Annotated in this window: 20 protein-coding genes; 13 read left to right on the top strand and 7 right to left on the bottom strand. The window is 42.0% G+C overall.

Features of this window, described 5'->3' with window-relative positions; translation table 11 throughout:
• Positions 1-87: 87 nt before the first annotated feature.
• A complete protein-coding gene (gene mtaA, locus MSMAS_RS05950) occupies positions 88-1,107 on the bottom strand; it encodes a methylcobamide:CoM methyltransferase MtaA (protein WP_011032130.1) in 1,020 nt (339 codons plus the stop codon).
• Positions 1,108-1,644: 537 nt separating this feature from the next.
• On the opposite strand from mtaA, the gene MSMAS_RS05945 reads away from it, so the two are divergent.
• The 3 genes from MSMAS_RS05945 to MSMAS_RS05935 all read left to right on the top strand — a co-directional run bounded on the left by MSMAS_RS05945 (position 1,645) and on the right by MSMAS_RS05935 (position 9,365).
• A complete protein-coding gene (locus tag MSMAS_RS05945) occupies positions 1,645-2,169 on the top strand; it encodes an O-acetyl-ADP-ribose deacetylase (protein ID WP_015410916.1) in 525 nt (174 codons plus the stop codon).
• Between the two features lie 544 nt (positions 2,170-2,713).
• Positions 2,714-8,206: a tetratricopeptide repeat protein gene (locus MSMAS_RS05940; RefSeq protein ID WP_329957001.1), complete on the top strand. Its 5,493-nt coding sequence runs from the start codon at positions 2,714-2,716 to the stop codon at positions 8,204-8,206.
• 754 nt (positions 8,207-8,960) lie between these two features.
• Entirely contained in the window at positions 8,961-9,365 is a 405-nt protein-coding gene (locus MSMAS_RS05935; protein ID WP_011032133.1) for a DUF3303 domain-containing protein, read from the top strand.
• A 53-nt stretch (positions 9,366-9,418) separates the two neighbouring features.
• On the opposite strand, the gene MSMAS_RS05930 is transcribed toward MSMAS_RS05935, so the two are convergent.
• Positions 9,419-9,916: a GNAT family N-acetyltransferase gene (locus MSMAS_RS05930; protein WP_015410917.1), complete on the bottom strand. Its 498-nt coding sequence runs from the start codon at positions 9,914-9,916 to the stop codon at positions 9,419-9,421.
• Between the two features lie 430 nt (positions 9,917-10,346).
• On the opposite strand from MSMAS_RS05930, the gene MSMAS_RS05920 reads away from it, so the two are divergent.
• Entirely contained in the window at positions 10,347-11,321 is a 975-nt protein-coding gene (locus MSMAS_RS05920; RefSeq protein WP_011032135.1) for a DUF2156 domain-containing protein, read from the top strand.
• A gap of 166 nt (positions 11,322-11,487) precedes the next feature.
• Here the strand turns inward: MSMAS_RS05920 and thiC are convergent, their stop codons facing one another.
• Positions 11,488-12,774 (bottom strand): phosphomethylpyrimidine synthase, encoded by a 1,287-nt coding sequence (gene thiC, locus MSMAS_RS05915; protein ID WP_011032136.1) that lies wholly within the window; start codon positions 12,772-12,774, stop codon positions 11,488-11,490.
• A gap of 811 nt (positions 12,775-13,585) precedes the next feature.
• Between thiC and MSMAS_RS05910 the strand changes: the two genes are divergently transcribed.
• The gene (locus MSMAS_RS05910) at positions 13,586-16,084 is read left to right on the top strand and encodes a DNA topoisomerase I (protein ID WP_011032137.1); all 2,499 of its coding nucleotides are present in this window, start codon (positions 13,586-13,588) and stop codon (positions 16,082-16,084) included.
• 513 nt (positions 16,085-16,597) lie between these two features.
• On the opposite strand, the gene MSMAS_RS05905 is transcribed toward MSMAS_RS05910, so the two are convergent.
• A complete protein-coding gene (locus MSMAS_RS05905; RefSeq protein WP_011032138.1) occupies positions 16,598-17,212 on the bottom strand; it encodes a 30S ribosomal protein S3ae in 615 nt (204 codons plus the stop codon).
• Between the two features lie 121 nt (positions 17,213-17,333).
• Between MSMAS_RS05905 and MSMAS_RS19185 the strand changes: the two genes are divergently transcribed.
• From MSMAS_RS19185 to MSMAS_RS05900, 3 genes are all read left to right on the top strand, one after another.
• Complete coding sequence (locus tag MSMAS_RS19185) at positions 17,334-17,531, top strand: hypothetical protein (RefSeq protein ID WP_155395986.1); 198 nt, start codon at positions 17,334-17,336, stop codon at positions 17,529-17,531.
• A 258-nt stretch (positions 17,532-17,789) separates the two neighbouring features.
• Positions 17,790-17,957 (top strand): hypothetical protein, encoded by a 168-nt coding sequence (locus tag MSMAS_RS18670; protein WP_015410925.1) that lies wholly within the window; start codon positions 17,790-17,792, stop codon positions 17,955-17,957.
• 301 nt (positions 17,958-18,258) lie between these two features.
• Positions 18,259-19,026 carry an SDR family oxidoreductase gene (locus MSMAS_RS05900; protein WP_011032139.1) on the top strand — a complete coding sequence of 256 codons (768 nt, stop codon included), beginning with the start codon at positions 18,259-18,261 and terminating at the stop codon, positions 19,024-19,026.
• A 156-nt stretch (positions 19,027-19,182) separates the two neighbouring features.
• Here the strand turns inward: MSMAS_RS05900 and MSMAS_RS05895 are convergent, their stop codons facing one another.
• Entirely contained in the window at positions 19,183-19,515 is a 333-nt protein-coding gene (locus tag MSMAS_RS05895; RefSeq protein WP_011032140.1) for a GYD domain-containing protein, read from the bottom strand.
• Positions 19,516-19,792: 277 nt separating this feature from the next.
• Between MSMAS_RS05895 and MSMAS_RS05890 the strand changes: the two genes are divergently transcribed.
• Positions 19,793-20,104 carry a nucleotidyltransferase family protein gene (locus MSMAS_RS05890; RefSeq protein ID WP_011032141.1) on the top strand — a complete coding sequence of 104 codons (312 nt, stop codon included), beginning with the start codon at positions 19,793-19,795 and terminating at the stop codon, positions 20,102-20,104.
• The gene (locus MSMAS_RS05885; RefSeq protein ID WP_011032142.1) at positions 20,101-20,448 is read left to right on the top strand and encodes a HepT-like ribonuclease domain-containing protein; all 348 of its coding nucleotides are present in this window, start codon (positions 20,101-20,103) and stop codon (positions 20,446-20,448) included. Before MSMAS_RS05890 ends, MSMAS_RS05885 begins: the two co-directional genes overlap by 4 nt.
• A gap of 3 nt (positions 20,449-20,451) precedes the next feature.
• Here MSMAS_RS05885 and MSMAS_RS05880 read toward each other — a convergent pair whose 3' ends face one another.
• Entirely contained in the window at positions 20,452-20,781 is a 330-nt protein-coding gene (locus tag MSMAS_RS05880; RefSeq protein WP_011032143.1) for a GYD domain-containing protein, read from the bottom strand.
• Positions 20,782-20,911: 130 nt separating this feature from the next.
• Between MSMAS_RS05880 and MSMAS_RS05875 the strand changes: the two genes are divergently transcribed.
• Positions 20,912-23,638, top strand: coding sequence for an ATP-dependent DNA helicase (locus MSMAS_RS05875; protein WP_011032144.1), 2,727 nt, complete (start codon positions 20,912-20,914; stop codon positions 23,636-23,638).
• 75 nt (positions 23,639-23,713) lie between these two features.
• Positions 23,714-23,935 (top strand): Nmad3 family putative nucleotide modification protein, encoded by a 222-nt coding sequence (locus MSMAS_RS05870; RefSeq protein ID WP_048045839.1) that lies wholly within the window; start codon positions 23,714-23,716, stop codon positions 23,933-23,935.
• 5 nt (positions 23,936-23,940) lie between these two features.
• On the opposite strand, the gene MSMAS_RS05865 is transcribed toward MSMAS_RS05870, so the two are convergent.
• Positions 23,941-25,569: an IS1634-like element ISMma3 family transposase gene (locus tag MSMAS_RS05865; protein ID WP_011032145.1), complete on the bottom strand. Its 1,629-nt coding sequence runs from the start codon at positions 25,567-25,569 to the stop codon at positions 23,941-23,943.
• Positions 25,570-25,640: 71 nt separating this feature from the next.
• Between MSMAS_RS05865 and MSMAS_RS05860 the strand changes: the two genes are divergently transcribed.
• Positions 25,641-26,150, top strand: a complete 510-nt coding sequence (locus MSMAS_RS05860; RefSeq protein WP_048045840.1) for an Nmad3 family putative nucleotide modification protein — start codon at positions 25,641-25,643, stop codon at positions 26,148-26,150.
• The last annotated feature ends 285 nt before the right edge of the window (positions 26,151-26,435 follow it).

Below are 26,435 nucleotides of genomic sequence, written 5' to 3'. Positions count from 1 at the left end.
TAAAAAAGATACAAAAAGAAAAATTTTTAAAAACACATTCGACTAAAAAATGAAATTAAAAATTAAGTGGAGATATATATCAATTAATCAGGCGTAATACTCGTCCCTGGCTTCTACCATAGCTTTAATGTGAGAAACAGGGGTCATGGGCGCAATTCCACATCCCGGTGCCAGCACGTCAACTCCGTCATCAAGAGCCTGCCTGGCTTCGGTTTTTATTTTGTCAACCGGGCCCGGAAGCAAAGTGAACGGGCTTGAAATGTTTCCTACGAGCCTGGTTCTGTCCCCGAGTATTTCTTTGGCTTTCTTTACGCTCCCTATTTTTTCTTCAACACTCAGACCTTCGAAACCACAGTCTGCCATATAGTCAAGGATAGGATTTACATTGCCGCAGACGTGCAGGACTGTGACCGAGTTCACATTTGAGGAAAACCTCTGGAGTCTTGATTGAAGTATATTTTTAAAGGAGTCAGGACTCATCAGGTCAGGAGATGCAACAGGGTCCGCAATGGCAACAACGTCTGCTCCTGCAAGAGCCATAGAGTTTGCGTAGGCTATTGTGGCTTCGGTAGCAAAATCAAGTACCTGCTCAAAAAGATCGGGTTTTTTCAGAGACCATTTCATAAAAGTCTTTACACTTGAGAGGTCGGAGGCAAGGGTAACCGGACCTTCCATACCGCCGATAATAGGCACATCAGGTCCTACCTTTTCTCTGATGATTTTAATAGAGCCCAGGACAGCCTGGATCCTGCCCTTATCAATCAGGTTCTCAGGCATTTCCATACCTTCGAGATCTTTGGGGTAAGGGTGAGCTGTGACAGAAGGCTGCCTGTTTTTTGTCCCCATATTGACCTCACATCCCATTGCTTCTGCAAGCACTGTCAGGCAGTATGGAACCCTCACAGCTTCGAGCCCGCTGACCTCATAATTTGCAATCGCCAGCTTTGCCATCAGTTCAGGTTCTGAGTGAGCTTCTGGCCAGGGTGCTCCCACCTGATCCATCAATTCTACAATCCCGGTCTGAGTCACGGAACAAACAGGCACTTTGTCAACCTGCTTTCCTTCCAATGCGTTTAAAAGTCTCTCCTTAAGTGTCATATCACCCATGGTAATCTCCCCGTTGAAATGATTCGAGATTTATTCTGCCTCTGTCCAGCTACGGTCAAGAAATATATTTAAGAAATTTTCCGGTCCAGTTTTTAACCGTTGATTTATTTAGTAATTTATACTGACCGTTTAGGTTCTGGTTTTTAAGCCATTTTTATAACAGGATTGCCTCGGTAACCCCAGGAGGCGTATAAGAGCGGTTAGAGCTTATTAAGCGGGCAATTAAGCCTGCAGGTCACCGAAATCCCCGTTTTCGGACTGACTACTATAATCTGGGTTTTATGCTATATCATTGTTTGGGAGAATACGAATTAAAAATGTGAACTTTAAAAAATACAAATTAAAACTACGATTTTTAAAAAAGTGAAAATAAAATAAGTCAGAAAAATAAGTCAGAAAAATAAGTCAGAAAAATAAGCTTCAGAAAGTCCGCTACCAGAAAAAGACTCTAAACCAGAAGAAACTCTAAAATACGGGATAAATCTCCTGATAAACCAGGTGAAAAATCAGAATACCAGAGTAGAAGAAGGAATCCGTATGGAGCTAAACATAGATAGAATAAGGATATTCGAAGGCGATATCGTGAAAATGAGAGTGGATGCCATTGTTAATGCTGCAAATAATACACTCCTGGGAGGCGGAGGAGTAGACGGAGCAATCCACAGAGCTGCAGGTCCTGCATTACTTGAGGAATGTAAAACTCTTAACGGCTGCCCTACAGGAGAAGCAAAAATTACATCAGGGTACCTTCTGCCTGCAAAATATATTATACATACAGTTGGCCCTGTGTGGCAGGGAGGAGAAAAAGGAGAGGACGAGCTTCTGGCTTCCTGCTACAGGAAAAGCCTTGAACTTGCCAGGGATTACAAAATAAAAACAATTGCTTTTCCAGCCATAAGTACGGGAGCCTATGGCTTTCCTTCCGAAAGGGCAGCAGGTATTGCAGTTTCTCAGGTGAAGGAGTTTCTTCAGAAAAACGAGATTCCTGAGACTGTTTATCTGGTCTGTTATAACAAAGACAGCTGCAAAAGCATCAAAAAAGCCTTGAGCAAAATCTTGTGAGCCCGTGATAAGAGAATTCAGATGGAAATATCTTATACATATTTTTTAATAATTTAACTGTCTTCAAAGAGATTGCTCAAATGCGTGGTAAACAATGAGAAAATTAAATTTTGAAAGTTTTCTCCCACACACACTTATGGGAGATTCTTTATATAGTATGTTAGAAAAATAGGTTCTAAATAAAAATTATAATGATGAAGATATGATAGCAAATTATAGATCCAAAGGCATGATAACAAATTATAGATGCCATTAACACCTGCACAAAAAAGCGGGAATTAAACACGTATTCCTAATATGGATCAGTAAACGCATATCAGTAAAAATGTATCAAAAATATATCGATACCATATGTAAGTATCAAAAATATATCGATACCATATGTAAATAACATTCATTAATAACGTTTATCAAAATGAATTCGCGGAATAGTTGATTGATATAAATTTTTTTGAAATACACTCAAAGGAAAGTAGCAAATAATAATAATAATAATAATAATAATAATAATAATAAGATAACACTCAAATGAGCTGCAGGATTTATTGCAAAAAAGGGAATCGGAGGAATTATTATCGTTTACGATGAAGCCTTTCAAAGAGGCCTTGACCTGGTTAAACATAAAAGATATGAAAAAGCTGTAAACACGTTCAATAAGATACTGGATAAAAACCCGGGACATACAGGAGCCCTATTTAACAGAGGTCTTGCTCTTCTTGAAATTAAAAAACCCCAGGAGGCCCTCGATTCATTTAATGAAGTCCTGCAGCTCGAACCCGGAAACTCCGATGCCCTCTATAGAAAAGGAACCTGTCTTGCAGCTCTCTTAAAATTTGGAGAATCCCTCGAAGCCTATGAAAGCGCCCTCGAAACTTCCCCTGACAACCCTGAAATCTGGTATATGAGAGGGCTTGCATTTGCCGAAATAGACAGGACTGAAGCTTCAATCCTTTGTTTTGAAAAAGCTCTTGAACTCATGCCTGAATATGCAGCCGCCTGGTGTGCAATGGGGACAGTAGCCGGAAAGGCAGAGAGGTATGAAGAAGCCCTTGAGAATTTTGAACGTGCACTTGAAATTAACCCAAAGGACTCCGAAGCCTGCTATGCAAAAGGTCTTGTCCTTGCAAAACTTGAAAAATATGACAGTGCTCTGGAATGCTTTGATTCCCTTACAAGGGAAAATCCGAGAAATGAAAACGCCCTTGAACAGAAATGCCTTTTGCTTGCAAAGATAGGGAAAAAAGATTTAGCTCTTGAAGCTCTCGAAGATTTCTTAAAGAAATATCCTGCAAATGAGGCTGCACTTTACCATAAAGGTATCCTCTTAAGCGAGCTTTCAAGATACGAAGAAGCAGAAAAAATCTTTTCGAAAGTATTGAAACTCGATCCCGAGAACAGGGAAGCCTGGTTCAGGAAAGGTTTTGCCCTTGTACAGCTTCTCAGGCTCAATGAAGCCATAAAAGCTTTTGAAGAAGCCATTAAGATCGATCCCTCTTATTTTGAGGCCTGGAACTGCAGATGTTTTGCACTTATGAAACTCGAGGTCTACGAAGAAGCCCTTGAAGCTTTTGATTCCATGCTCAGAATCTATCCCGATGTGAAGGATATCTGGTACAGCAGGGCACTTGCTCTTCTGAAACTGCAGAACTATGCCGAAGCTGTCCAATCCTTTGCCCGTGTTACTGAACTTGACCCTGAAAATAAAGATGCATGGCTCCAGCAGGGGCTTCTGCTTGCCAGAACAGGGAAGCACGAAGAAGCCCTGAATGCCCTTGAAAAACTGCTTGAATATGATCCTGATTTTACCGAAGCCCAGAAACTAAGGGGTACAGTGCTTGCAGGGCTCGGACGTTTTGAAGAAGCCCTTGGACCCCTTGAGAAAAGTCTTGAAAAAGAGCCTGAAAACTATAACCTCTGGCTTCAAAAAGGACTTATTCTCCTTGATACAGGCAAACTAGAACCTGCAATTGATGCTTTTGAAAATGCTGCACGCCTGAATCCTGATAATGAGACCTGCTGGATGAACATGGGTTTTGCCCTTTACTCCCTGGAGCGTTATGAAGAAGCTCTTGAAGCTTTTAAGGAAGGACTGCGGCTGAACCCCTACCTTGAGACGGGCTGGAACAGGAAAGGAATAGTTCTCGGAAAACTTGGAAAAACAGGAGAAGCCCTTGAAGCCTTTGAAGAAGCAATAAAACTCAGGCCTGATTTCGAAGATGCCTGGAAGAATAGAGGGCTTTTACTTTTTGCCTCAGAAGAATGTGAAAAAGCTGAAGAAGCCTTTGCCGAAGTCCTTAAGATAAACCCTGAAGATATAGATTCTCTCTACAACCGGGGTATATCCCTTCTTAAACTGGGAAGAAAAGAAACTGCCCTTGAATACCTTGAAAAAGTCGTTTCCCTCAGGCCCGATTACCCTGACCTGTCCTACAGCCTTGGTGTGGCGTTAACCGAACTTGGAGAATATGAAAAAGCTCTGGAAACCTTTGAAAAACTTGCTTCAGAGAACCCCTATGACCTGGAAATCCAGTGCAGGAGAGGAAAGCTTGCAATGGAGGTTGGAAATTATGAAACTGCCCTGCAGGCATTTGAAAGGATATTGACTGAAAAACCCGCATCAAGAGAAGCCTGGTACAGGAAAGGGCTTGCTCTCCTGAAGCTGGAAAACTTTGAGGAAGCTGTAAAAGCCTTCGATGCGGTAGCTACAAAAGATGCGGATTACGAAGATGCCGGAGTCCTGAAGGGCTTTGCCCAGATGAAACTTAAAGAATGCGCATCTGCTCTTGAGACCTTTGAGAGGGTGCTTGAGAAAAAACCCGACTCTGACACCGCCTGGTACTACAGGGGCATGATACTTTACACCCTTCAAAGACAGGAAGAAGCTGCAAAAGCATTTGAATCAGCTTCCCGCCTGAACCCTGGACTTTATACAGCTTTTGAATACAGGGCAAAGTGCCTTTTCGAAACAGGGCAGTATGAAGCTGCTTTCGAAGCTTTTGAAGCTGTACTGGAAAAAGACCCTGAAAACCTTTCAGCCCTGGAAAAAAGGGCAATTTGCCTCTTTGAACTGAAGAAGAATAAAGAAGCAGTCGATGCCCTCTCAACCCTGCTTGAAAGCGACCCGGAAAGGAAAGACACGAAACTAAGGCTTGAAGAGGCAAAACTCAGGCTGGGAATTGAATATTTCGAGCTTGGACAGTATGAAAATGCTCTTGAACTTTTTGAAGGAATAAATGAAAAAGCTGAAGGAATATACGAAAAAACCCGGGACCCTCAAAAACCCAATTCCGTACTTTACTGGAAAGGGCTTGTGTTTATCCGGCAGGAAGCTTACGAGAAAGCAGTTGAAGCATTTAAAGGGATTACTGATCAGGACCCGAACTTTGCTGAAGGCTGGTACTTTACAGGGCTGTCATGTTCAAAACTTGGAAGATATGAGGAAGCTTCCGAAGCTTTCAAAAAAGCCCTTGAAATCAATTCTGCATTACGTGACACACACGACATATGCTATCAGCTGGGGATTTCCAATTTTGAACTGGGAAAGTTTGAGGAGGCTCTGAAAGCTTTCGAAAAGGCTTTTAAGACGACTCCTGATCGGGAACAAATTACGGAAACTACTTATACGGACCTTATCTACATGAAGAGTCTTTCCCTGCTCAGGCTTGGAAGATATAAAGAAGCTGAGGTGGGTTTTAAGGAAGTTATTTTCAGAGACCCGGACAATGCTGAAGCCCTCGCACACCTGAGCACTGCATGTTTCAAACAGGAACACTACGAAGAAGCCCTGGAGATCTTTGAAAAGGTTCTCAGTCAGACCCCTGAAAGAAAAACTGTCCTTTTCCGGAAAGGAGTTGCCTTAAAAGCCCTCGGTAAAATACAGGATTCTCTGGACATTTTTGACCTTGTCCTGAAGCTCAAGCCTGACTGTTCTTATGCCCTTGAACAGAGAGGATACGCTCTCTTTGAACTGGGAAGGTATGGAGAAGCAGCGGAAGCTTTTAAAGAAGCGCTTGAATACTGCCCGAATAAGACATACATGCAATACCTTAAAGGGCTTGCCTTTTTCAGGATTGGAAACTTCACCGAAGCTCTGGAAGGGTTTGGAAAAGCCCTTGAGCTCGGGTGCCAGAAGCCTGATATTCCTTATTACACAGGGCTTTCCTGTTTCGAAACAGGAGACTATGCAGGAGCTTTAAAAGCCTTTGACAGACTCCCTGAAGAAGGGACACAGGACCCGGATGTCCTGCAAAAAAGAGCTCTTGCACTTTTTGAACTTGGCAGGCAGGAAGAAGCCGTATCTGCAGTAAATTTCCTTCTAGAGCTTTCCGCAGAAAACTTAACCATAGGAGAAAAAGGAAATGAGCCAGAAGGAAATGAGCCCGAGAAAAGCCCGGAAGAAAATAACCGGATCTGTCAGGAACTGCTTGAAAAGTTTGCATCCGCCCTTATAGAGCTGGGAAAACCTGAAGAAGCTCTCCTGCCTCTCGAAAAGCTTGCAAGAGAAGGGTCGGCTTCAAAAGAAACCCTTTATGACAGAGGGATAGCACTTCTGGAGCTGGGGAGACAGGAAGAAGCCTTTGAAATATTTTCAGACCTGATTGAGATTTATCCGGACTTTAAAAAGGCATGGTATGGAAAAGGGCTGGTGCTGTTTTCACAGGAACATTACGAAGAAGCCCTGAAAGCCCTTAAACAGGCTGTCCCGGACGGGGAAGAGTCGAAAATAGGCGAACCTGAACTGGAAGACGCCTTGACTAAAATAGGGCTTTCCCAGCTCAAAACCGGGAAATACGAAGATGCCTGCGACACCTTTGAAAAGGTTCTTGAGAAAAATCCAATGGCTGCTGATATATGGTACTTAAGCGGCCTTGTTATGAGGGGGCTTGACCAGAATGAGGATGCAGTGGAAGCTTTTAACAGGGCTCTGGAAATCAAACCTGACCTGAGAGCTGCCCAGGAACAGAAAGGGCTTGCCCTTCTTTCACTTTGCAGGTATGAAGAAGCCAGGGATGCCTTCAGTTCAGTCCTTGAAGAGAGCCCTGAAAATGCAGACGTCCTTTACAACCGTGCAGTGGCAAGTTTCAAGACCCTCAACTTTGAAGATGCTGCAAAAGACCTTGAAAAAGTGCTCCTTTTTGCCCCTGACTCCCCTGATTATACCGAAGCCTGTTATATGCTGGGAATTGCCAGTATAGAGCTTCAGGATTACGAAAGAGCCCTGCAGGCACTTGACATGGTTCTTGAATGGGAGCCTGAACACGAAGAAGCACTTTATAATATGGCTCTGGTCCTTTTCAACCTCGAAGAGTACGAAGAAGCTGCCAGAACCTTTGAACAGCTGCTTGAAACATCTCCTGAAGACCCTGAAAGCCTTAATTATCTGGGCCTCTGCCTCCTGGAACTGGACAACCTCAAAGAAGCCCTGAAAGCCTTTGAAAAAGCAGCCCTCTTCAACCCGAAAAACGAAGAAGCCCTGTATAATGCAGCCACAACCCTCATTAAATTAAACAGGGCCCAGGAATCCCTGGGATACTTTGACCGCATCCTTGAGATTTCCCCTGATAACCTCGATGTCCTGAACTATAAAGGAGTTATTTTCTGCATGCTGGACCAGTACAGGGAAGCTCTGCGTGCCTTTGACGGAGTGCTCAAAAGGGACCCGGAAAATATAAAAGCGATTTATAATGTAGGGGTTGTCTGCTTTAAACAGAAGCTCTACGAAACCGCAGCCAGAGCATTTAAAGAAGCTCTCTCCATAAACCCCTGGCATGAGCAGTCCCTGAGATACCTGGGCATCTCCCTTGCAAAAATCGGAGAATACGAAGAAGCCCTGAAAGCCTTCGAAAAACTGCTCAGGATAAACCCGCAGGACGTCCAGTCCATGAATTACAGGGGGGTCATCCTTGGAAAGCTGGAAAGGTTCGGGGAAGCTATAAGGGCTTTTGATGAAATCCTGCGCATTTACCCGGATATGGCAGACGCAAGGGAAAAACTTGAGGTTTTGAAGTCTCTTGAAAATGATGAAGAATTATACTAATTATACTAAGTTTGAAACCTGATTCCAGGCTTAATTATAATTTTTAAATTAGTCCTCTTGAGCGAGCGGAGCGAGTGAAAAGGACAGCGGACTCCCGAGGCGCAATTCGGGAAGGACAGCGGACTCCCGAGGCGCAATTCGGGGAGTGAAAAAGACTTCGTGCTGTTGTACTTACAGTTCAACTCATAGAAAACCTGCGATTTACTTTGATCCCAAAACACAACCCGGTAGGAGCACAATTTAAGAAACTGCAACAGGGTGAAGATGCAACAGGATGAAGAGAGAAGTGGAAAAATTGAGAAGTATTTTTGAGAAGTGTTTTAGAAGTCGTAAAAACCAGTTCGGTTTGTTAGTTTGACCCGCATATTAACGTTTTTTGCGGGTCTTGCAGGTCTGTTCGCATTAGGGATAGATTATTTCTTTTAGCAAGAAAAAATAAGCAGAAATTGTATTTAAGGTTTGTCATATGATGGCATGGTACACACAGTCATGGTAATGAAATAATATAAAAAAATGGCAGGTTTTTAAGTTTAAGAAATTTTTAGCCTTATATTTTCAGGATTTTTCTGAACATTGTTTCTTTAAAATATATGCCCGTATGAAGAGAAAAGAGAAACAATACTTAACTTTGCTGAGTGTACTTTTAAACCATGTACAGATTGATTGAATATAATTCTAATTTATTATTAAAGTGAGTGCAAATTAAAGAAAGTGCAAATTAAAGAAACTGCACACTAAAGGGAGTGCAAGGGAAATGTTGCTTATGGACATAATAACCTGGGAGCCGAAAGACTCGTTAAAAGTCGCGGAATTCTATGCGAATTATGAGTACCCGAAGGGCATAAAAGTGATCGATGAATGGACTGACCTTACGGGCTACCGGACGTTTGTGATCTACGAAGCTGATGATGAGAAGACCTATGCAGCTTCAGTCCTCCCTTTTATGGGGCTATGCAAATTCGAGACTTTCCCGATAATGAGACTGGATAAATTTATGCAGCTGGCTCAGGAACTAACAGAGGAAGCAGGAGAAAAAGGCATGGGAACTGCTCAGGGTAAAGAGGGATCAGAAGAAATTCTTGAGCAGATAGAAGGGCTTGAGAAAAGAGTGGAACGGCTTGAACACCACTCTTTCATCCAGCAGGAAGATACAACCTGAATTTTAAAATACCCGCCCTGAATACAGGAAAGCTGGAGAAAAAATTCTAAAACTTATTTTTCAAGCGCACTTTCGAACTTATCCGCACTCATGCGGTAGATGTGCCAGCCGTCAACAGGCCCGGCTCCGAAGTATTCGTAGAATTCCCTTGCAGGATTCCAGTCGAGCACCGCCCATTCCATTCTCCCGCAGTTCCTTTCTTTCGCGAGATTAATGCAGTGCAGGAACATTGCTTTTCCGATACCTTTACCCCTGAACCCGGGCTTTACAAAAATGTCTTCGATATAGAGCCCCTGCTTTCCCACGAAAGTAGAGAAGTTGTGAAAAAAGACCGTAAAACCAGCAGGCTCTCCGTCAAGCTCGGCAAAGAAAACCTCAGAATAAGGCTTTTCACCGAACATGGATTCCTCAAGGGTTTCTTCCGTGGCTGTAACAAGGTGAGTAAGTTTTTCAAATTCGGCAATCCCTTTTATAAACTCAAGGATAAGAGGGATATCTTCTTTTTTTGCAGCGCGGATGTTCAAAGCGGGTTTCTTCTCAGTGTCAGGCATCTTCATTCCTTTTTTCGTATCAGTTTGTATAACCCTGGAAAATTTACAGAAATTTATGGATGTATACAATTAATTTCATAATAATCTGTTTCATAATAGTCTGTTTCATAACAATTTATTTCGAGATAATTAATTTCATAATAATTGGCTTCAAGATAATTGATTTCAAGATAATTAATTTCATAGTAATTGAGTTCAAGATAATTGAGTTCAAAAATCAAATCCGCAAACCTATTAAATTGAAGATATATTTTAATATGATTTTAAAAAGTCAAATATACCTGCTCAGTCCATGATAATTACTGTCCGGCATGACTTCTGATAAAAGATTTACCAGGGAATCAGTGAAGAAAATGATTGGAGAGATGAAAACAGACCCCGTACGCTGTACTTACAGAGCATCCCATTTACGAAATTCAGGGGTCCCCTGATGCTCTGTGAGGAAGATTTCAAGCCTGTCACTCTTGCCGACAGGGAATTTTTCGAACGGCACAGTGAACTTTACCCGCAAACCCATAGCAGTAACACGTTTACAAACATGGTCTGCTGGAATCATTTTACACAATACCGGTATGCATACGTGAACGGAAATATAATAATTTCTGGCACCACCGGAGGGATTACGCGGTTTCACCCTCCAATCGGCCCGCGTGACCCTGAACTTATGCGTGAGCTTATACAGCTGGCAATGAAAGTAAGCGACAATACACCTCTTATATTCATAGATCCTGATACTGCACTCTGGATACGTGAACTCGAGCCGGATCTTGAGCTGGTGCCGGATAGAGATAACTTTGAATATGTCTACAGAGCTTCCGACCTTGCAGAACTTCCCGGAAAGAAATACCAGAAAATCCGCAGCCATCTTAACAGGTTCCGCAGAAACTGCATGAGCACGGTCGAACCAATTACACCTGAAAACCTGGAAGAGGTTATGGAACTCCTGAAAAAATGGAGAGATTGGAAAGGGTGTGATAAAAATCCGGTTCTTTCCCATGAGGTAGAAGCAGCCTTCTATGCAGTTGAACATTTTATGGAACTTCGCCTGAGAGGCTTTCTTCTAAGGGTTGATTCGGAGGTTGGTGCCATTTCCATTTTTGAGCGGCTCAACGCAGATACGGCACTGATCCATTTCGAGAAAGGGCTCCCGGACTGCGAAGGGATATATAAGGCTATCAATGCAGAAACAGCAGCTGCTCTAGCAGATGAAGTGGAGTATATCAACCGGGAGAGCGATCTCGGGGTTGGCGGTCTCAGGGAGGCAAAGCTTAGATATCACCCGCACCACATGGTTGAGGTGTACTCTCTCAAACGCCCGAGTCCCGTCTCGGGAGGACGGTGTCCTTCCCGAGTTTCGTTTCGGGAGCACGAGGTCCTTTTCGCTGCGCTCAAGAGGACTAATTGATGGGGCACCCAAAATGACTATCCATCTCGACGCAGGAAAACGGTTTTTCCAAAAAAGGGAAGAGGAGACTGGAAAGAAGAAAAAATTAGATAATTGAAAGAAAAAGGAAATAAAAGAAATTGCTTCTTCTGCCTTTACTTTTTTCGGTCTTTACTCTTTTCTGTCTTTACTCCTCTTCCTTCTTTTCCCCGAAAGCTTCCTTTACGATTTTAACTGCGCAGAGCTCCCCGCACATGGAGCAGGCATCACTTTCCGTCTTTCTGGCGTCCCGAATTTTACGGGCGCGGTCGCCGTCGATTGCTAGCTCGAACTGCTTTTCCCAGTCAAGGTCTCTTCGGGCATAGGCCATGGCTGTATCCTGCTTCCATGCACGTTCTCTTGGCCCTTCTTTTATGAGGTCTATGGTGTGAGCTGCAAGCTTTGTTACAAGCAGTCCCTCTTTAATATCTTCGATAGATGGAAGAGCAAGGTGTTCTGAGGGAGTTACCATACAGAGGAAGTCAGTTCCGTGCATACCTGCTACTGCTCCTCCTATTGCGCCTGTGATGTGGTCAAAACCGGGAGCAATATCAGTGACAAGCGGGCCTAGAAGGTAAAGGGGGGCTCCGTCACAGAGTTCTTTCATGCCACGGACGCTGAGTTCAATTTCGTTTAAGGGGACATGCCCGGGTCCTTCAACAAAAGTCTGGACATTTGCCTCCCTTGAGCGCTTTACAAGCTCTCCGAGGGTGATAAATTCCATGAACTTGGGACGGTCGGAAGCGTCTGCTATACATCCGGGGCGCATGCCGTCTCCAAGGCTCAGGGTCATATCATATTCTTTTGCGATTTCAAGAAGATAGTCAAATTCGGCATAAAAGGGGTTGTCTTCCCCGTTGTGCAGCATCCAGGCAAGGGTAAAAGAGCCTCCGCGGCTGACAACATTCATAATCCGGTCACTCTGGCGAAGGCGCTCCAGGGAGTTCAGGTTGACCCCGGCATGTACGGTTACAAAGTCCACTCCCTGTTCGGCATGTTTCCTGACGGCATTGAACATGTCGTCAGAGCTCATTTCCACCACAATTTTCCGGGAAGCTGCAGCCTGATAGATAGGGACAGTCCCTACAGGGATGTTTACGGCTTTAAGGATGCGGGTGCGGATCTCGTCCAGGTCTCCTCCTGTTGAGAGGTCCATCACTGCATGGGCTCCGAAGGCTTCTGCAGCTTTTGCTTTTTCAATTTCAGCATCTATATCGATGCAGTCCCTTGAGGTCCCTACATTGGCATTTATTTTTGTGCTCATGTACTTTCCAATACCGACAGGGAGAGTGTCTCGCCTGGCATTCTTTGGAATGGCGACCAGCCCTTTTGCAACGCAGGAACGGACAATCTCGGCGTCTATTCCTTCAGCTTTTGCCACGGCTTCGATTTCAGGGGTGATGACCCCCTTTTTTGCATCTTCCATCAGCGTCATTTTTTGCTCCGTATGTGAGGTGGATGAGTAGTATTCCAGTCCTGAAGTACTCAGGTCCTGAAGATTCCAGCCATAAACGTTTAAGTCCTGAATCTGAATGTTTAAATCTTGAACAGGATGTACCGATAAGGACATACCAGTAAAAAAATAAGAACTACCGGTAGATGTACCAATAATAATGATAATGAAATAATCTGATTGGGTAAACCTTCTAGCCGAACAAACTTCTCTTTTAAATGATTAAAATTGATTAATCCGGAATTCTCTGTTAAATGATTACAATTGATTAATCCGAAAATTCCAGTTTGTCGCTTAGAACAGAGAGTAAACTGGTATATAGCTTTTTACATTCGGAAAAGTCTCCCAGTAATGTATAAATAGACAAATATATAAATAATGTATCCCTATTAAGTAGAGCATACATGTGCAGGAAATGCACGCCTGTTATTTATAAAGCGAAGGATTTTTACAGAGGATAGGGGCTTAATAAGCAGCGTGGATACATATAGAAAGTCAATTAATTAGAAAGTCAATTAATTAGAAAGTCAATTAATTAGAAAGTCAATTAATTAGAAAGTCAATTAATTAGAAAGTCAATTAATTGGAGCAGTTGACCGATTAGAGTCAAAAATCTGGCCAAAAAACATTTCATACCATTACATGCTTCTTTAATATACCATGCTTAATTTGTCATCTTTAATGTTTTGTGCGGAACATTTTTACGCACAAAATTCATTAAAATTTTAGAATTGTTCCGTTACTTTTCCTTACGAAATTCCATATCACATTAACAGAGGTTAAGGTACTTTATATGACAGTTGTCGCATTTGCAGAAAAAAACAAAGCAGCAGCCCAGATCGCCAGCATCCTTGGCGAAGGGGAAGTGGATAAAATATCAGTGGAAGGGCTGCCTGCCTACGAGTTTAAATGGAAAGGAGAAGAGTGGCTTGTGATGGGGCTTTCCGGCCACATCATGAACTACGACTTTCCAGAAAAATATAACAAATGGAGTGAAGTTGACCCCGGGACACTGCTTGGAGTTGATCCGGAAAAATTTGTGACCAGGAAGGAGTATGAAGCTGCAATAAAAAACCTGGCAAAAAGGGCAGACAAAATTATCCTTGCATGCGACTATGACAGGGAAGGGGAAAATATAGGGTTTGAAGCAAAAACCCTTGCCGAAGAGGTCACTGATGTCCCTGTTGCAAGGGCACGTTTTTCAGCCCTTTCCCCAAAAGAAGTAAGGAAAGCCTTTGAAAACCCTGTAGATCCTGACCACAACCTTGCTATGGCTGCCGAAGCCAGGCAGATTCTTGACCTGAAGATGGGGGCTGCATTTACACGTTTTGTTACGCTCTCGGTCAGGGAAAAAGCAAGGACAAAAGACGTCCTTTCAATAGGGCCCTGCCAGACTCCTACCTGCGGGTTTGTTTACGAAAGGGAAAAGGCTATCCGGGCTTTTGAGGCAAAGGACTTCTGGAAGATTACTGCGGTTTTTGCTGCAAAAGGAGGGGAATTCGAAGGCACCCACAGGGCAGGAAACATCCATGACAAAGAAAAGGCAGCTGAAATCTTCAAGAGGCTGAAAGGGGCAAAAGAAGGACTCGTTGTAAAGAAGACCGTAAAAGAAGCAAAAACCAGCCCTCCAAATCCACTTAACACCACAGAGTTCCTGAAGCGGGCTTCAAAGTTCCTGGGGATCAGCCCCGAAGTTGCACTCGAAACCGCAGAACAGCTCTACCTTGCAGGGTTTACGAGCTACCCGAGGACAGAGACCAATAAATATGCAGATGACTTTGACTTCAAGTCCCTGGTCTTTGATTTCGCAAGGCAGAAAGAGTATAAGCCATTTGCAGAATCAATCCTCTCTGCCCCGATAGTTCCAAAGAATGGAGAAAAAGACGCACATGACCACCCACCTATCCACCCGATCAGGGCGGCTGCAAGGGGAGAGGTCAGTTCTGCAGTAAATATACCGCAGGCTGCTGAAGTTTATGACCTTATTGCAAGGCATTTCCTGGCAAACCTCATGCCTGCAGCAGTTTTCGAAAAAACCCACCTCCACCTGCAGGTTAAGGAAGAGCCTTTCGACTCCTCGGGGACCGTGCTTAAAGAACCGGGATGGCTTGAGGTTTATCCGTTTGAAAATAAAAAAGATAAGCTTCTCCCGTTTGTAGAGGAAAAAGAGAGAGTAGACGTAAAAAAGCTGAGCAATACAAAATCCAAGACCAGCCCTCCGAAAAAACTGACAGAAGCCGAACTCCTGACCCTTATGGACAGGCACGGGATAGGGACAAAAGCAACAGCCCCTACACATATAGAAACAAACAAAAAGAGGGGGTATTTCGAGAATAAAGGAAAGACAATTTCAATCTTAGATACAGGTTTTACCCTTATGGAAGGGCTTTCCCTGTCCGTCCCTATCCTTGTAAAACCTGATATCCGCTCAAAGATAGAAGCCCTTATCCAGGAAGTTGAAGACGGGAAAAAAGAGTTCGAAGCGGCTCTTGCCGATGGTACGGTCCTGATTAAAGAGATGTATGCCCAGCTTGAAGCAAACAAAAAAGAGCTTACCTCAAACATTGCAGGCACAATAAAGGATGAAGCCGCCCTCGAAGACAAGAAAAATTACATCGGGACATGTAAGGCTTGCGGGCACGTTCTCAGAATCATACAAACGGATTCCGGGCGTTTTGTGGGCTGCACAGGCTATCCTGACTGCAGAAACTCCTTCTCTCTACCCAAGACCGGAGCCCTTACCGTGCTCAGGAGCAAGGAATGTAAAAAAGAAGGGGCAGCCGTCCTGAAGGTGGGAAACAAATACAACTGGGCTGTTGGTATTGGACCCTGCTTTAAATGCGAGTTTGAAAAGGAGTGCTATCCCCCTGAAACCGTGGGACCCTGCCCTGAATGTGACGGAAGCATGTTCCTGATATCTTTCAAAGACAACCGCTTCCTGGGCTGTACAAAGCGTTGTGGATATACCCATTCCGTTCCTAAAACCGGAAAACTGACCCTCCTCGACAAAACCTGTGAGACCTGCGGCTGGAAGCTGTTCAGGCTGAAAGAAGAGGTAGAAGGAAACGAAAGCCTGGAAGAAGATATCTGCATAAACCGGCGCTGCACTGAAGGAATAAAGTACTGGAAAAAAGTGGGACCCAGAAGTGGAGCAAGAGCACAGGGCAAGATTTCTGCAGACTCTGGAGCAGAGCTCGGGGCGAGAAGTACGGCAAGAAATAAGGAAAGGACGACGGCTCGCAGAGTTTCAAAAACTGTATCAGTGGCAGACAGCAGGAAAGACCGGAAGTGAAGGATTTTTAAGAGGGCCGAAAAATGAAGTTATAGAGTTATAATATCTCTACCGTGCAACCTTACTGGCTATACAGAGCCGTTCCTGTACGCTCGACGAAGGATAGCGGCCTTTCCCGCAATAAAAAAGAACAAAAGAAGAATAGACTAATAATTACTTCTGACTAATAATTTATTTCTGCTCTTATCACATTTCCAAACGTCTTCCACTTTCTATTTGTTCTACTTCTCCCTTCCTACAAACTTTTTCTTCTTTTTGGGCAGAACCGTCAGATGAGCTGGCGAAGGCTTTTGTATTTAACAATGAATTTAAAACCGGTTTTCGGGAGGAGAGGAACAGTTCTCTGGATAAGGCATTCTCGATCCGTATCCAGAAGAAACGGACAAAATAAATTGGAAGCCTTATAATGATAATTTAGAAAAGAGAAGAGTGTTCCGAAATAACAAAATTCAAAAGAGAGATAAGAAAATCCTTTCGGATTTTCTCCTGCTTCTAATTTTCAGTCGAAAATAATTATGCTGCGGCAGGTGCGGCTGGTGCAGCTGCGGGCATTGCTTCGACCTGGGTCTTCCTGATCTCAACTCTGCGGAGCGGATAGATGAACTTGGCCTGCCTGTAGATGGCTGCTGAGAGCCTGCCAAGGATTGCTTCCTGCATAAAGGTCTCGAAATCGGTTTCTGATGCGCGCTTTTTGACGATGTCAACCATCATTTCCCTGATAGCCTGCATCTGGCTTGAGCGTGCTCTCTTGATGGTGAAGCAGGTTGGCTTGACGCGGATAACAAAGCCGTCTTTGGTCCGGACATCGACGTTTGCATCGATCCTGGAGGTCTGCCTCTTTACGATAGAGCGGACATAGTCGGTTGTGAGTTCGTGGCCCATGAGGTCGGTGGTGGCTATGTCTCCGACAACGTTGTTGACCCTGAGGATGACCTTTGTGTTGTTCTTGGTCATGTCGTTTGTGAGTTCCCCGACTGTGGTCTCAACATTGCGGCCAACAAGCAGGGAAGGGTCTCCTGCCATTGTAGTTCCGACAATAACCCTGTTTAAGTAAGCAGGGGCTTCAATGTTATACCATTCCTTGGATTTCCATCCGTCAAGCTTTCTCTGTACTTTCTTTCTTGCCAAGTAATTCCTCCGAAGTAAATTTCGTGTATGTAGTTTTATTTTGCTTTGACCTGGCGCCCTCTGGCGACTTCAGGTTTTTATCTTCCGGATGCTCGGATGAGCCTTTCCATAATCAGTGAGCGTGAAAGGTTTTCAGGCGCTTCTGCGCAGTTCCGAACTGCCACAGGAATCGCTCCAGCGCAACCTTCTCCATGCAATACAAAAATCTCTGAGCCTCTTAGCATTTCCGGACTGGGGCCCCATCCCATCTGCCGACAGCCACAGGCTCCTGATAGTCAAAAATGTGACCGGAAATCGGCCAGATATTCTCAGAAATTAACGGATACTAACTAGTTAATGGCTCCACTATACACATCATTTCCGTATATAAAGAAATCGGTCAGAAACATGTTCTGCTTTCCTGTTCACAACAGCAAGGAAAGCAAAAAGGAAAAAATAGGTTGAACATCATTGAAAAGTTTAAAGGTAAAGGCAAGAATAAAAAATGAGAAGAAAATTTAGAGAAAATAGATTCATTTCGACAGCTCACATACCCTTTTCCTGAATTCCTCAGGCCATTTTTCAGGATCAGGCATCTATGGATGAGGTTGATTACGAGACTTTCATGAAACGCCAGTACAAAAAACTGGAAGAAAAAGGAAGTCCTTATCTCTGGATAAAATCTGATGGTTTTAAAGTCAGGCTGCACAGTGCTGGAGTAAAACCCCATCTTGACCCGGACAGGATAAGAAAAAAGTATAACTGAAGCGAAAGACGGAATAAAAAACTGCAAGTCACAGAATCGTTTATGCAGTGAAAACAACACTGTTTTTTTGAAATATCCTGGAGAAAAAGGATATGACGGGTTTTAAGAGTTACCTTCCGGAGTAAAAGGTTTGGATTTTACAGAACTTTCCCACACTGCTGTTTTAAATTGAGATCAACAAATCTAATATAACCATGTGACTCATAACTATGTGACTCATAACTATGTGACTCATAACTATATGATTCCAATATACAGTGTTCCTTTTTTCGTAAGGGGATAAAGAATAAGGAGGGTTAAAATGAAAAATCTATTTGATTTAACTGGAAGAGTTGCGATTGTAACAGGTGCTTCATCGGGCCTTGGAGTTGAGTTTGCCAGGGCTTTGGCAAACCAGGGTGCAGATATTGCTATAGTTGCACGCCGTGAAGAAAAATTAAAGGAAGTCCAGAAGGAGATCGAAAAAATCGGCGTAACCTGCCGGTATTACATTTGTGACGTGATGCAAACAGACCAGATTAAAAGTGCGGTTGAAAAAATAGAGAAAGACTTCGGCAAAATAGATATACTTGTAAACAATGCCGGTCTCGGGCTTGTTGACGCTGCGGATAAAACAAGTGATGAAATGTGGCGCAATATGATTGATACCAACCTGAATGGTGTTTTTTTCTTTGCGCGGGAAGTCGGGAAAGTAATGCTGAAGCAGAAATACGGAAGAATCATTAACATAGGATCGATTCATTCGACTGTGTCGATGAAAGGAATGCCGGTCACAGCCTACTGCTCTACAAAAGGCGGAGTTTTAATGCTCACCAAGTCCCTGGCAACCGAATGGGCAAAAGAAGGCATTACCGTGAATGCGATCGGACCCGGTTATTTTGCCCTGGGAATGGCTGAAGGGGTTGTTGCTGACCCGGAATTTGCAAAAATTATTGAATTTATGTGCCCTATGGGACGTGCAGGACAGACAGGAGACCTGGATACAACGGTTGTTTACCTCGCGTCCGAAGCATCAAAATATATTACAGGCCAGATAATTACGGTTGACGGCGGCTGGACGGCACTTTAAGGTAATTGAAGATTAATCCTTTTGAAGGATTCGCGTTTTTTTCAGCTGCCTGAGGGCAGTTTATTCTTTTTTAATTTTCGACTGCATACCGAGATAAGACTGATCCGAAAAGCTGGTTGAAAGCCAGGTAAAAAAGAAAAAGCGATTTCTTCTTAATTATTTGCCTGGTGGTCTGTATTCCAGTTCCAGCTTCGCTGCTTTCTCCATAGCCTCCATGCCTTCGTTGACCGACATCAACGGTGTGGTCCTGACCATCTTTACGGCACCTCCAGCCAGGAGAACCATTGTTAGGGCTTCTGCACTTACATTATCAGGTAATGTCGCAATTTCTACCAAGTCATATTCACCAAATGAAACCCAGAAACCTTTAAGTTTTCCCCCAAGTTTTTCCATTAAAAAACGTGCCACTTCTTCGCGATTTTCCGGATTTTTTACTAATCTGGCTACCGCTTCAGGCGTATAGGATATTTGAATCAGGTAATCTTGCATAAATTCCCCTCCCAATTACTTGGATTAATATTTCTATAGATAAAATATATACATATCTATTAAAGGTTTTAAATAAAATTGAGTGCTTTTGTAGAATAGCACATTTTGGTTATTGTAAAGTTACAGCAGGTTGTAACACTTTTCGGATGGGCTCTAAATTGGGACCAAGTTGGAACCAAAACTGCAGAAAAAGAATATACACATGAAATATTATATCAGTATAGAGAAAAGTAGCCATATAATTCCAGCAGTGAAAGAAATATAAGAGACGGATATTATGGAAGATAAAGAAATACACATTGATGTCAATCAGATCCGGCTTCTTATCCTGGAAAGAAAGGATGAAATAAAAGAAAAATTCAAAGCTGAGATCATTGGAATTTTTGGTTCATATGCACGTGGAGAGGAAAAAGAGGGAAGTGATATTGATGTCCTGGTAAGATTTGGAGAAGGAGCATCCCTTTTTGAGCTTGTGGGGCTTGGAGATTACCTCGAAGATCTTTTTGGAATCTCAGTGGATGTTGTTTCGGAGAGAGCTCTTCACCCGATGATGAAGGATGACGTGCTAAGAGAACTGGTGCCGGTATGAGATCTCCGCTTCTATACCTTTCTGAAATGCTCGATTCTTCCAGAAATATAAAGGATTTCTTGCAAGGTATGGAAAAAGAGACTTTTTTAAAGGACGAGAAAACCAGGAGTGCAGTTGCTCATCAGTTACTGATACTGGGAGAGGCATCGAAAGCCATCCCCGCAGATATAAAGTCACGAGCCCCAAACCTTGATTGGAAAGGTATGGCAGGTATGAGGGATCGCTTGATACACGCCTATTTTAATGTCGATTATGATCTTGTCTGGGATACCGCTAAAAACAGAGTTCCCATGGTTGAGAGAGAGCTTGAAAAACTGATTGAAGAGTTGAGTTTTAGCAATTGATTATTAAAAATTGCCCGGCGGTTTGTATTCAAGCTTCGATGCTTTCTCCATAGCCTCCATGCCGTCGTTGAGTGACAGCAACGGTGTAGTCCTGGAGATCTTTATAGCACCTCCAGCCAGGATAGCCATAGATAGGGCTGCTGCACTCTCATCATCAGGTAATGTTGCTATTTCCACCAGATCATAATCGCCAAGTGAGTTCCAGATACCTTTAAGTTTTCCCCCAAGTTTTTCAATTAAAGAGCGTGCCATTTCTTCACGATTTTGAGGATTCGCTACTAACGTAGCTACTGCTTCAGGCGTGTATGCTATTTGAATCAGGTAATCTTGCATTAATTCTCCACAACTCAAATTAATATTTTAGATAATAAAATAAAAAGGTGTTCATAGAACTATAAAAACATCATTCACATTATATGGAAAGAGTGATATATTAAAAAAACATACTCTGTTTGTGAAAAAAATGGGTGATAAAAGATTTCTGGAATTGATAATTAAAGAACCGAAAGAACTATCTGATAGTCAGAAAAAAGCCGTTCTATCAGACAGAAGACATATCAGGATTATTGCTGGAGCTGGCGCCGGGAAAACTGAAACACTCACAAGAAAAATTGTGTGTTTGCTTCTTTACGAAAATGTTAAACCAGCATCTATTGTTGCTTTCACATTTACGGAAAAAGCAGCGCAGGGGATGAAAAGTCGAGTTTATGATCGTGTCCGCCAACTTGGTGGTGAAGAGATATGTGCCAAACTGGGGGAAATGTACATTGGCACAATACATGGTTACTGCTCTTTTTTACTAGAGAACCATTTTAAGTTTGGAGACTATGGAGTTCTTGACGAAAATCAAGAAACTGCTTTTCTAATGCGTGTGGGATGGGAGCTTGGGTTTGGTAAAAATGGAAATTACACCCAGAACTGCCGGACATTTCTTAAAAATCTTAACGTGGTATATGGGGAGCTAATACCAGAAAACAATCTAAAAAAGAAAGCTCCAGAATTCTATAAGTGTTTTAAAAAATATGAAGAAATCTTAGATTCCCATAAGAGGTTGACATTTAATAGAATGATCAATCTAGCCCTAACAAATTTACAAGAGAAGCAAAACGTACTCTCAGATGTAAAATATCTGATTGTTGACGAATACCAGGATATAAATAGGGCTCAGGAAAAACTTATACAGTTAATAGGACTGAATTCCGAGATTTTTATTGTGGGAGATCCCAGGCAAACTATTTACCAGTGGCGGGGATCAGATGAGAAGTGTTTTGAAGATTTTGCAGTAAAGCACATAGATGCCGAAACTATTTCTATTAATGAAAATAGAAGGAGTGGCAGGCAAATTATAGAAGTTTCAAATCAGTTCTCAGATTATTTTGAAGATGAATATGACCATCTTGATCCTGTGAGAAAAGAAGAGGGTGCAGTATATATTGCAAAACTTTCGGATAACATCCATGAAGCAAAATGGATTGCGGATCAGATAGAGAAACATGTAGATGCTGGAAAGTGTTCATATGGTGATATTGGAATACTACTTCGCAGTGTAAATACATCAGCGCCTCCATTCATTGATATATTCAGGGAAAGAAACATACCTTTTATTGTAGGAGGTAAAGTTGGTCTTTTCCGCAGGCCTGAAATTCAAACTATGGGCAAACTTTTCGCCTGGCTTTACGATAAAGGATTCTGGTACGAAAGCCAATGGGATCGAGAAAATAAAGAGGAAGGAGAAGAGCTCCTCTATTCTGCACTTGAAAGCTGGAATGATGGAGTTCCTAGCTGTAAATTACATAGCGAAGTAATTAAAAAGCTCGAAAACTGGAAAAAAAATACGCTTGATTCAAAATACGAAAGCTTTACAGAAGTGTACCATGAACTTCTCGTCCTGTTAAATTACCTTAACCTTGATTCAGAAGATCCAAATCATGCTGTGATAATGGCAAACTTGGGAAGGTTTAGCTCTCTTTTAACTGATTTTGAATCTGCAAATATGCTTGGTGGCAGGCAGAGAAACTGGGAAAGAGATTTGAAGAATCTCTGCTGGTATATGAATAGTTATGCATCAGGCTCTTATGAAGAGCAGCCGGGAGACGACATCCGAGGAGTAGATGCTGTTCAGTTGATGACAGTACACCAAGCAAAGGGACTTGAATGGCCACTGGTCTTTGTCCCAGCTATGAACGCTAGGCGTTTTCCATCGAGTATGGCAGGAAGAGAGCAAACATGGATGATCCCAAGGAATATGTTTGATGCCGAGAAATATGAGGGAGATATAGAGAGTGAAAAGAAACTTTTCTATGTTGCTCTCACGAGGGCAAAGGATGTGCTTGTTGTTAGCCACTTTGGAACGCTAAACGGCAGAAACTCAGGAGAAAGCACTTTTATCAGTGAAGGGCTTCGGGATTCAAAGACTACGAAATTATCTGCAAAAGACGAACTACCTTTGCATGACCTAACAAGTTCCAAAATTTCAGATGAGATACTTACGTACACCCCCTCCGAGATTATCCTATACCGGAAATGCCCTTACTTTTACAGATTAAACCAAATCTGGGGTTACGAGCCGGGATTCAAAGAGAGAATCGGTTATGGAAATACTCTACATTTCTGCCTTCAGCAAGCAGCAGATCTGATTAAAAATGAAGGGTACAGCCCCATAAGTGCAATTTCAACAGCAGTCGATGAGAATTTCTATATGCCCTTTGTAAATAAGATACAGGGAGAAAAAATAAAGGAAGCAGCTAAGAGAAAGCTCATAAGTTTTGTGAAAAAGCATGAAACGGATATGCATAATATACAGGAAGTTGAAGCAAGGATAGAGTTTCCACTCCAAAAAGCCACAATTACTGGAAAAATTGACGTTATAATTCATGATGGAGATCAGCTGGAAGTTCGTGACTATAAAACATCAGATAGCGTTATCACAGAAGCTGAATCTGCCATGCAAATCCAGATGTACTCAATAGGAATGAAAATTCTTGGGGAAAATGTGACTAAGGGTTCTGTAGCATATCTCTCAGACGCAAAAGTCGCATATGTGGAAGTAGATGATTCCAGACTTGAAGAAACAAAAAAACAAGTAGAAAGACATATAGAGGGAATAAAAAACCGTAGCTTCAAACCATGTACAGGGGAATTTTGTAATAAGTGTGAACTTACAAAGATATGTAGATGGAAAAAAAGATGAGACATTTATCAAATTTTATGTTTATGCATAATGAAATCAAAAGTTAAAATTGTATAAGTGTTTGGAGGGAATGGTATGAAAGCAATGTTGTTACGTGTTGGTATTGATACAGGAAGCGGGGGAACACTTGGACCTATTTTTAAAGACGGTTCTTTTGAGTACATCCCTATTCCTGAAGGCTATCTGTCAGAAGAAGATAAAACTTACGGAAACACAATCGGTAGAAAAGGTTTACCATTGTCTACTTACGTTTTTAAAAGCCTCAAAGACGTTGGGATCCTACATTCGGCAGGTTGACGTAATTAGAGATAGATATTTTCATATTTTTCTCCCATGAGCCTCAGTATCTTCCAGTGAATATCCTCCATATTCAATATTTCGGACTCTATTTCTCCTTGTTTCTGAATCCTAAGTTCTGTAATTCCCTGGAAATTGAAAAATATCCATCTCATTGTAGGTCTTTTTGTTGGCTTCCCTTTTTGATCTGGAACCGTTTCATTTTCTTCTTCTAACTTTGTTCTTAATTTCCATTCTGCAATTGAATAAATCATTAAGCAGAGAACCATTATCATAGTCAGTGCTTCAATTCGGGATTTTTTCTTGAGGTAAACTTTCGATATGCTAAACGTATCACTTTTCAAGAACCTGAATCCTTTTTCTACATTGTCCTGTCCTTTGTAATACTTCAGCATATCTTCAGGAGAAATACTGATATCATTACTTGCAAGAATGAAAAGTCCCATTTTCTCCATTTCTTTCAAAACAAAAGCTTCATTAGTCTTTAAACTGCCATCAATCCTGTAATAAGTCTTTAATTTCTCATCTTTTGAAGGTCTGCCTCTTTTACCCGATTCACGTTTTTTAATGGCTTTCAAATCAACATTTTCAAACACAATTGAGGGGAAATCTTGAATCCATTTCTCTGCGGCTTTTAATGCATCATCTTCACAGAAGAAGTCCTCTCCTTTCAGCTTTTTAAAAGACTTCTCTGCTTTTTCAAACTCTTTGTCAAGCTTTGTTCTGAGAGTTTGCTCTTTTTTCTCTTTCATCTTGTGAGAAAGCAGCAAAACCCACTTTTGTTTAACTCCACCATATTCCACAAAGGTTTGATAAAATGAGTATCTTTCGTCGCTTTTTAGCGTTTTCAGGTTCAGATTTGCAGCTAACAGTTCCTTTGCCTCGGTAATTGTTGCAGGAACGCGACTGATCCAGAATGACGTTCCTATGTTCTTGATATTATTGTCTGTGTAAAAGGAACTATCAGCGACATAGTACACTTTGCTTTCAGGCCTTAGAACTGATTTAAGAGAGTTGATAGCTTCCAGAATTGTGTTTTTGTCGGAAGCATTTCCTGAATGGGTGTTCATGAAAAGAGGTATGCCATGCTGATTAACAATCAAGCTCAGTACAAATTGTTTGAGGTCCCATCTTCCGTTTTTGGGAATTCCAAAAGTAATATCAATAGACTCAGTTTCTTCGTCTTCATAATCCCCATAAACGCTGACACTTGTAGTGTCAGCGTGTAAACAGTGAACAGGAATAGGTAGACGAGCCATAATGTGAAGAGCAATTTCCGTAAACAGTTTTGTAGGGCCATATTTTACGATTCTATCAAGAGTCTCTCCGATAGCATATTGATTCAGGTCTTCTCTTGTTACATTGTCTCCGAAAAGCCTTTCAGTAGAAATGTTTTTGAAAAAATCAGGAAAAAGGTACAGACGTTGCCCTATGAAACCAAGACCATTGAGTACCATGGCAAGGATGCAAACTGAGTGAGGAACATTGTGATCCCTTTCCTTGGGAAGTTTCTCATCGATCAGTTTGTCAACTTCAAGTTCTCTGAAAACTCCAGCCATGAGACCAAGGTGACCTAAGAACCTTGTACGTTTTAAGGAAGATTCAACTCTTCTACTACTGTTTTTCTCTGACATGGGAAGACCAGGAAAGAGATATAAAATTAATAATATTAATCTATATGTTTACCTGCCGAGAGTAGGTTGGGATGCATTTTGACCCTGAGTTTAAAACCTACACTTATGGAGATCCGACAAGTAAAAGAAGTTCTCTCCTGAGATTGCAAAAAAATGACTTATTGGTTTTTTACGCAGGACTAAAACCTTACAATCAAAAAAAGGAAGAAGCAGCATTATATATTATTGGATATTTCACAGTTAAAGAAGTTATCGATTTTAACCTCTTGAGCACTGAAGAAAGAGAGAAGTATTGCAAGAGATGCAAAAATAATGCTCATATAAAGAGAATGGAAATTTTAGGAGAAGAGCATCTTGATGATCTGGTCATAATTATGGGCCAAAAAAACGGGAGTAAATTACTTGATAAAGCCATAAAGATCAGTGAGAAAGGCAGTGATTCTATAGGTAGAAATCTTCACGTAGTTTCTAAAAAAATGAGGCCAATTTTTGGATTCGAAGGCTCTATTCAGAGGAGCAGACCTAGGGAAGTAAAGGAAGAATATGTGGATAAATTGAAAAACTTGCTTTTTGTAGAATAAGTTGGTTTACCTACTACTCAATTTCTTTCTAAGGCTTTTTAATATTCTAAACTTTTTTGGCATCCCATTTTAATTTTCCTACATATCCAGTACATTTGTGCACACTATTGCATCTCTTCATTTATGGGAACTACCAAAATATCTTATAGGACTTACTCGTTGAAAAAAAAACGACTTCAATAGGCATTGAGATCCATTTTTTTGTTTATTGATTTTTTAAGGTTTTGTGACATTATTTTCAGACAGACTGGCCAAGTCATAAAAATAAACACAATTATTGCTCAA

It is taken from the genome of Methanosarcina mazei S-6, from assembly GCF_000970205.1.
GTDB classification, from domain to species: domain Archaea; phylum Halobacteriota; class Methanosarcinia; order Methanosarcinales; family Methanosarcinaceae; genus Methanosarcina; species Methanosarcina mazei.
Note: the sequence above shows the minus strand (reverse complement) of the source record. Positions and strands in the feature narration are given on the sequence as shown.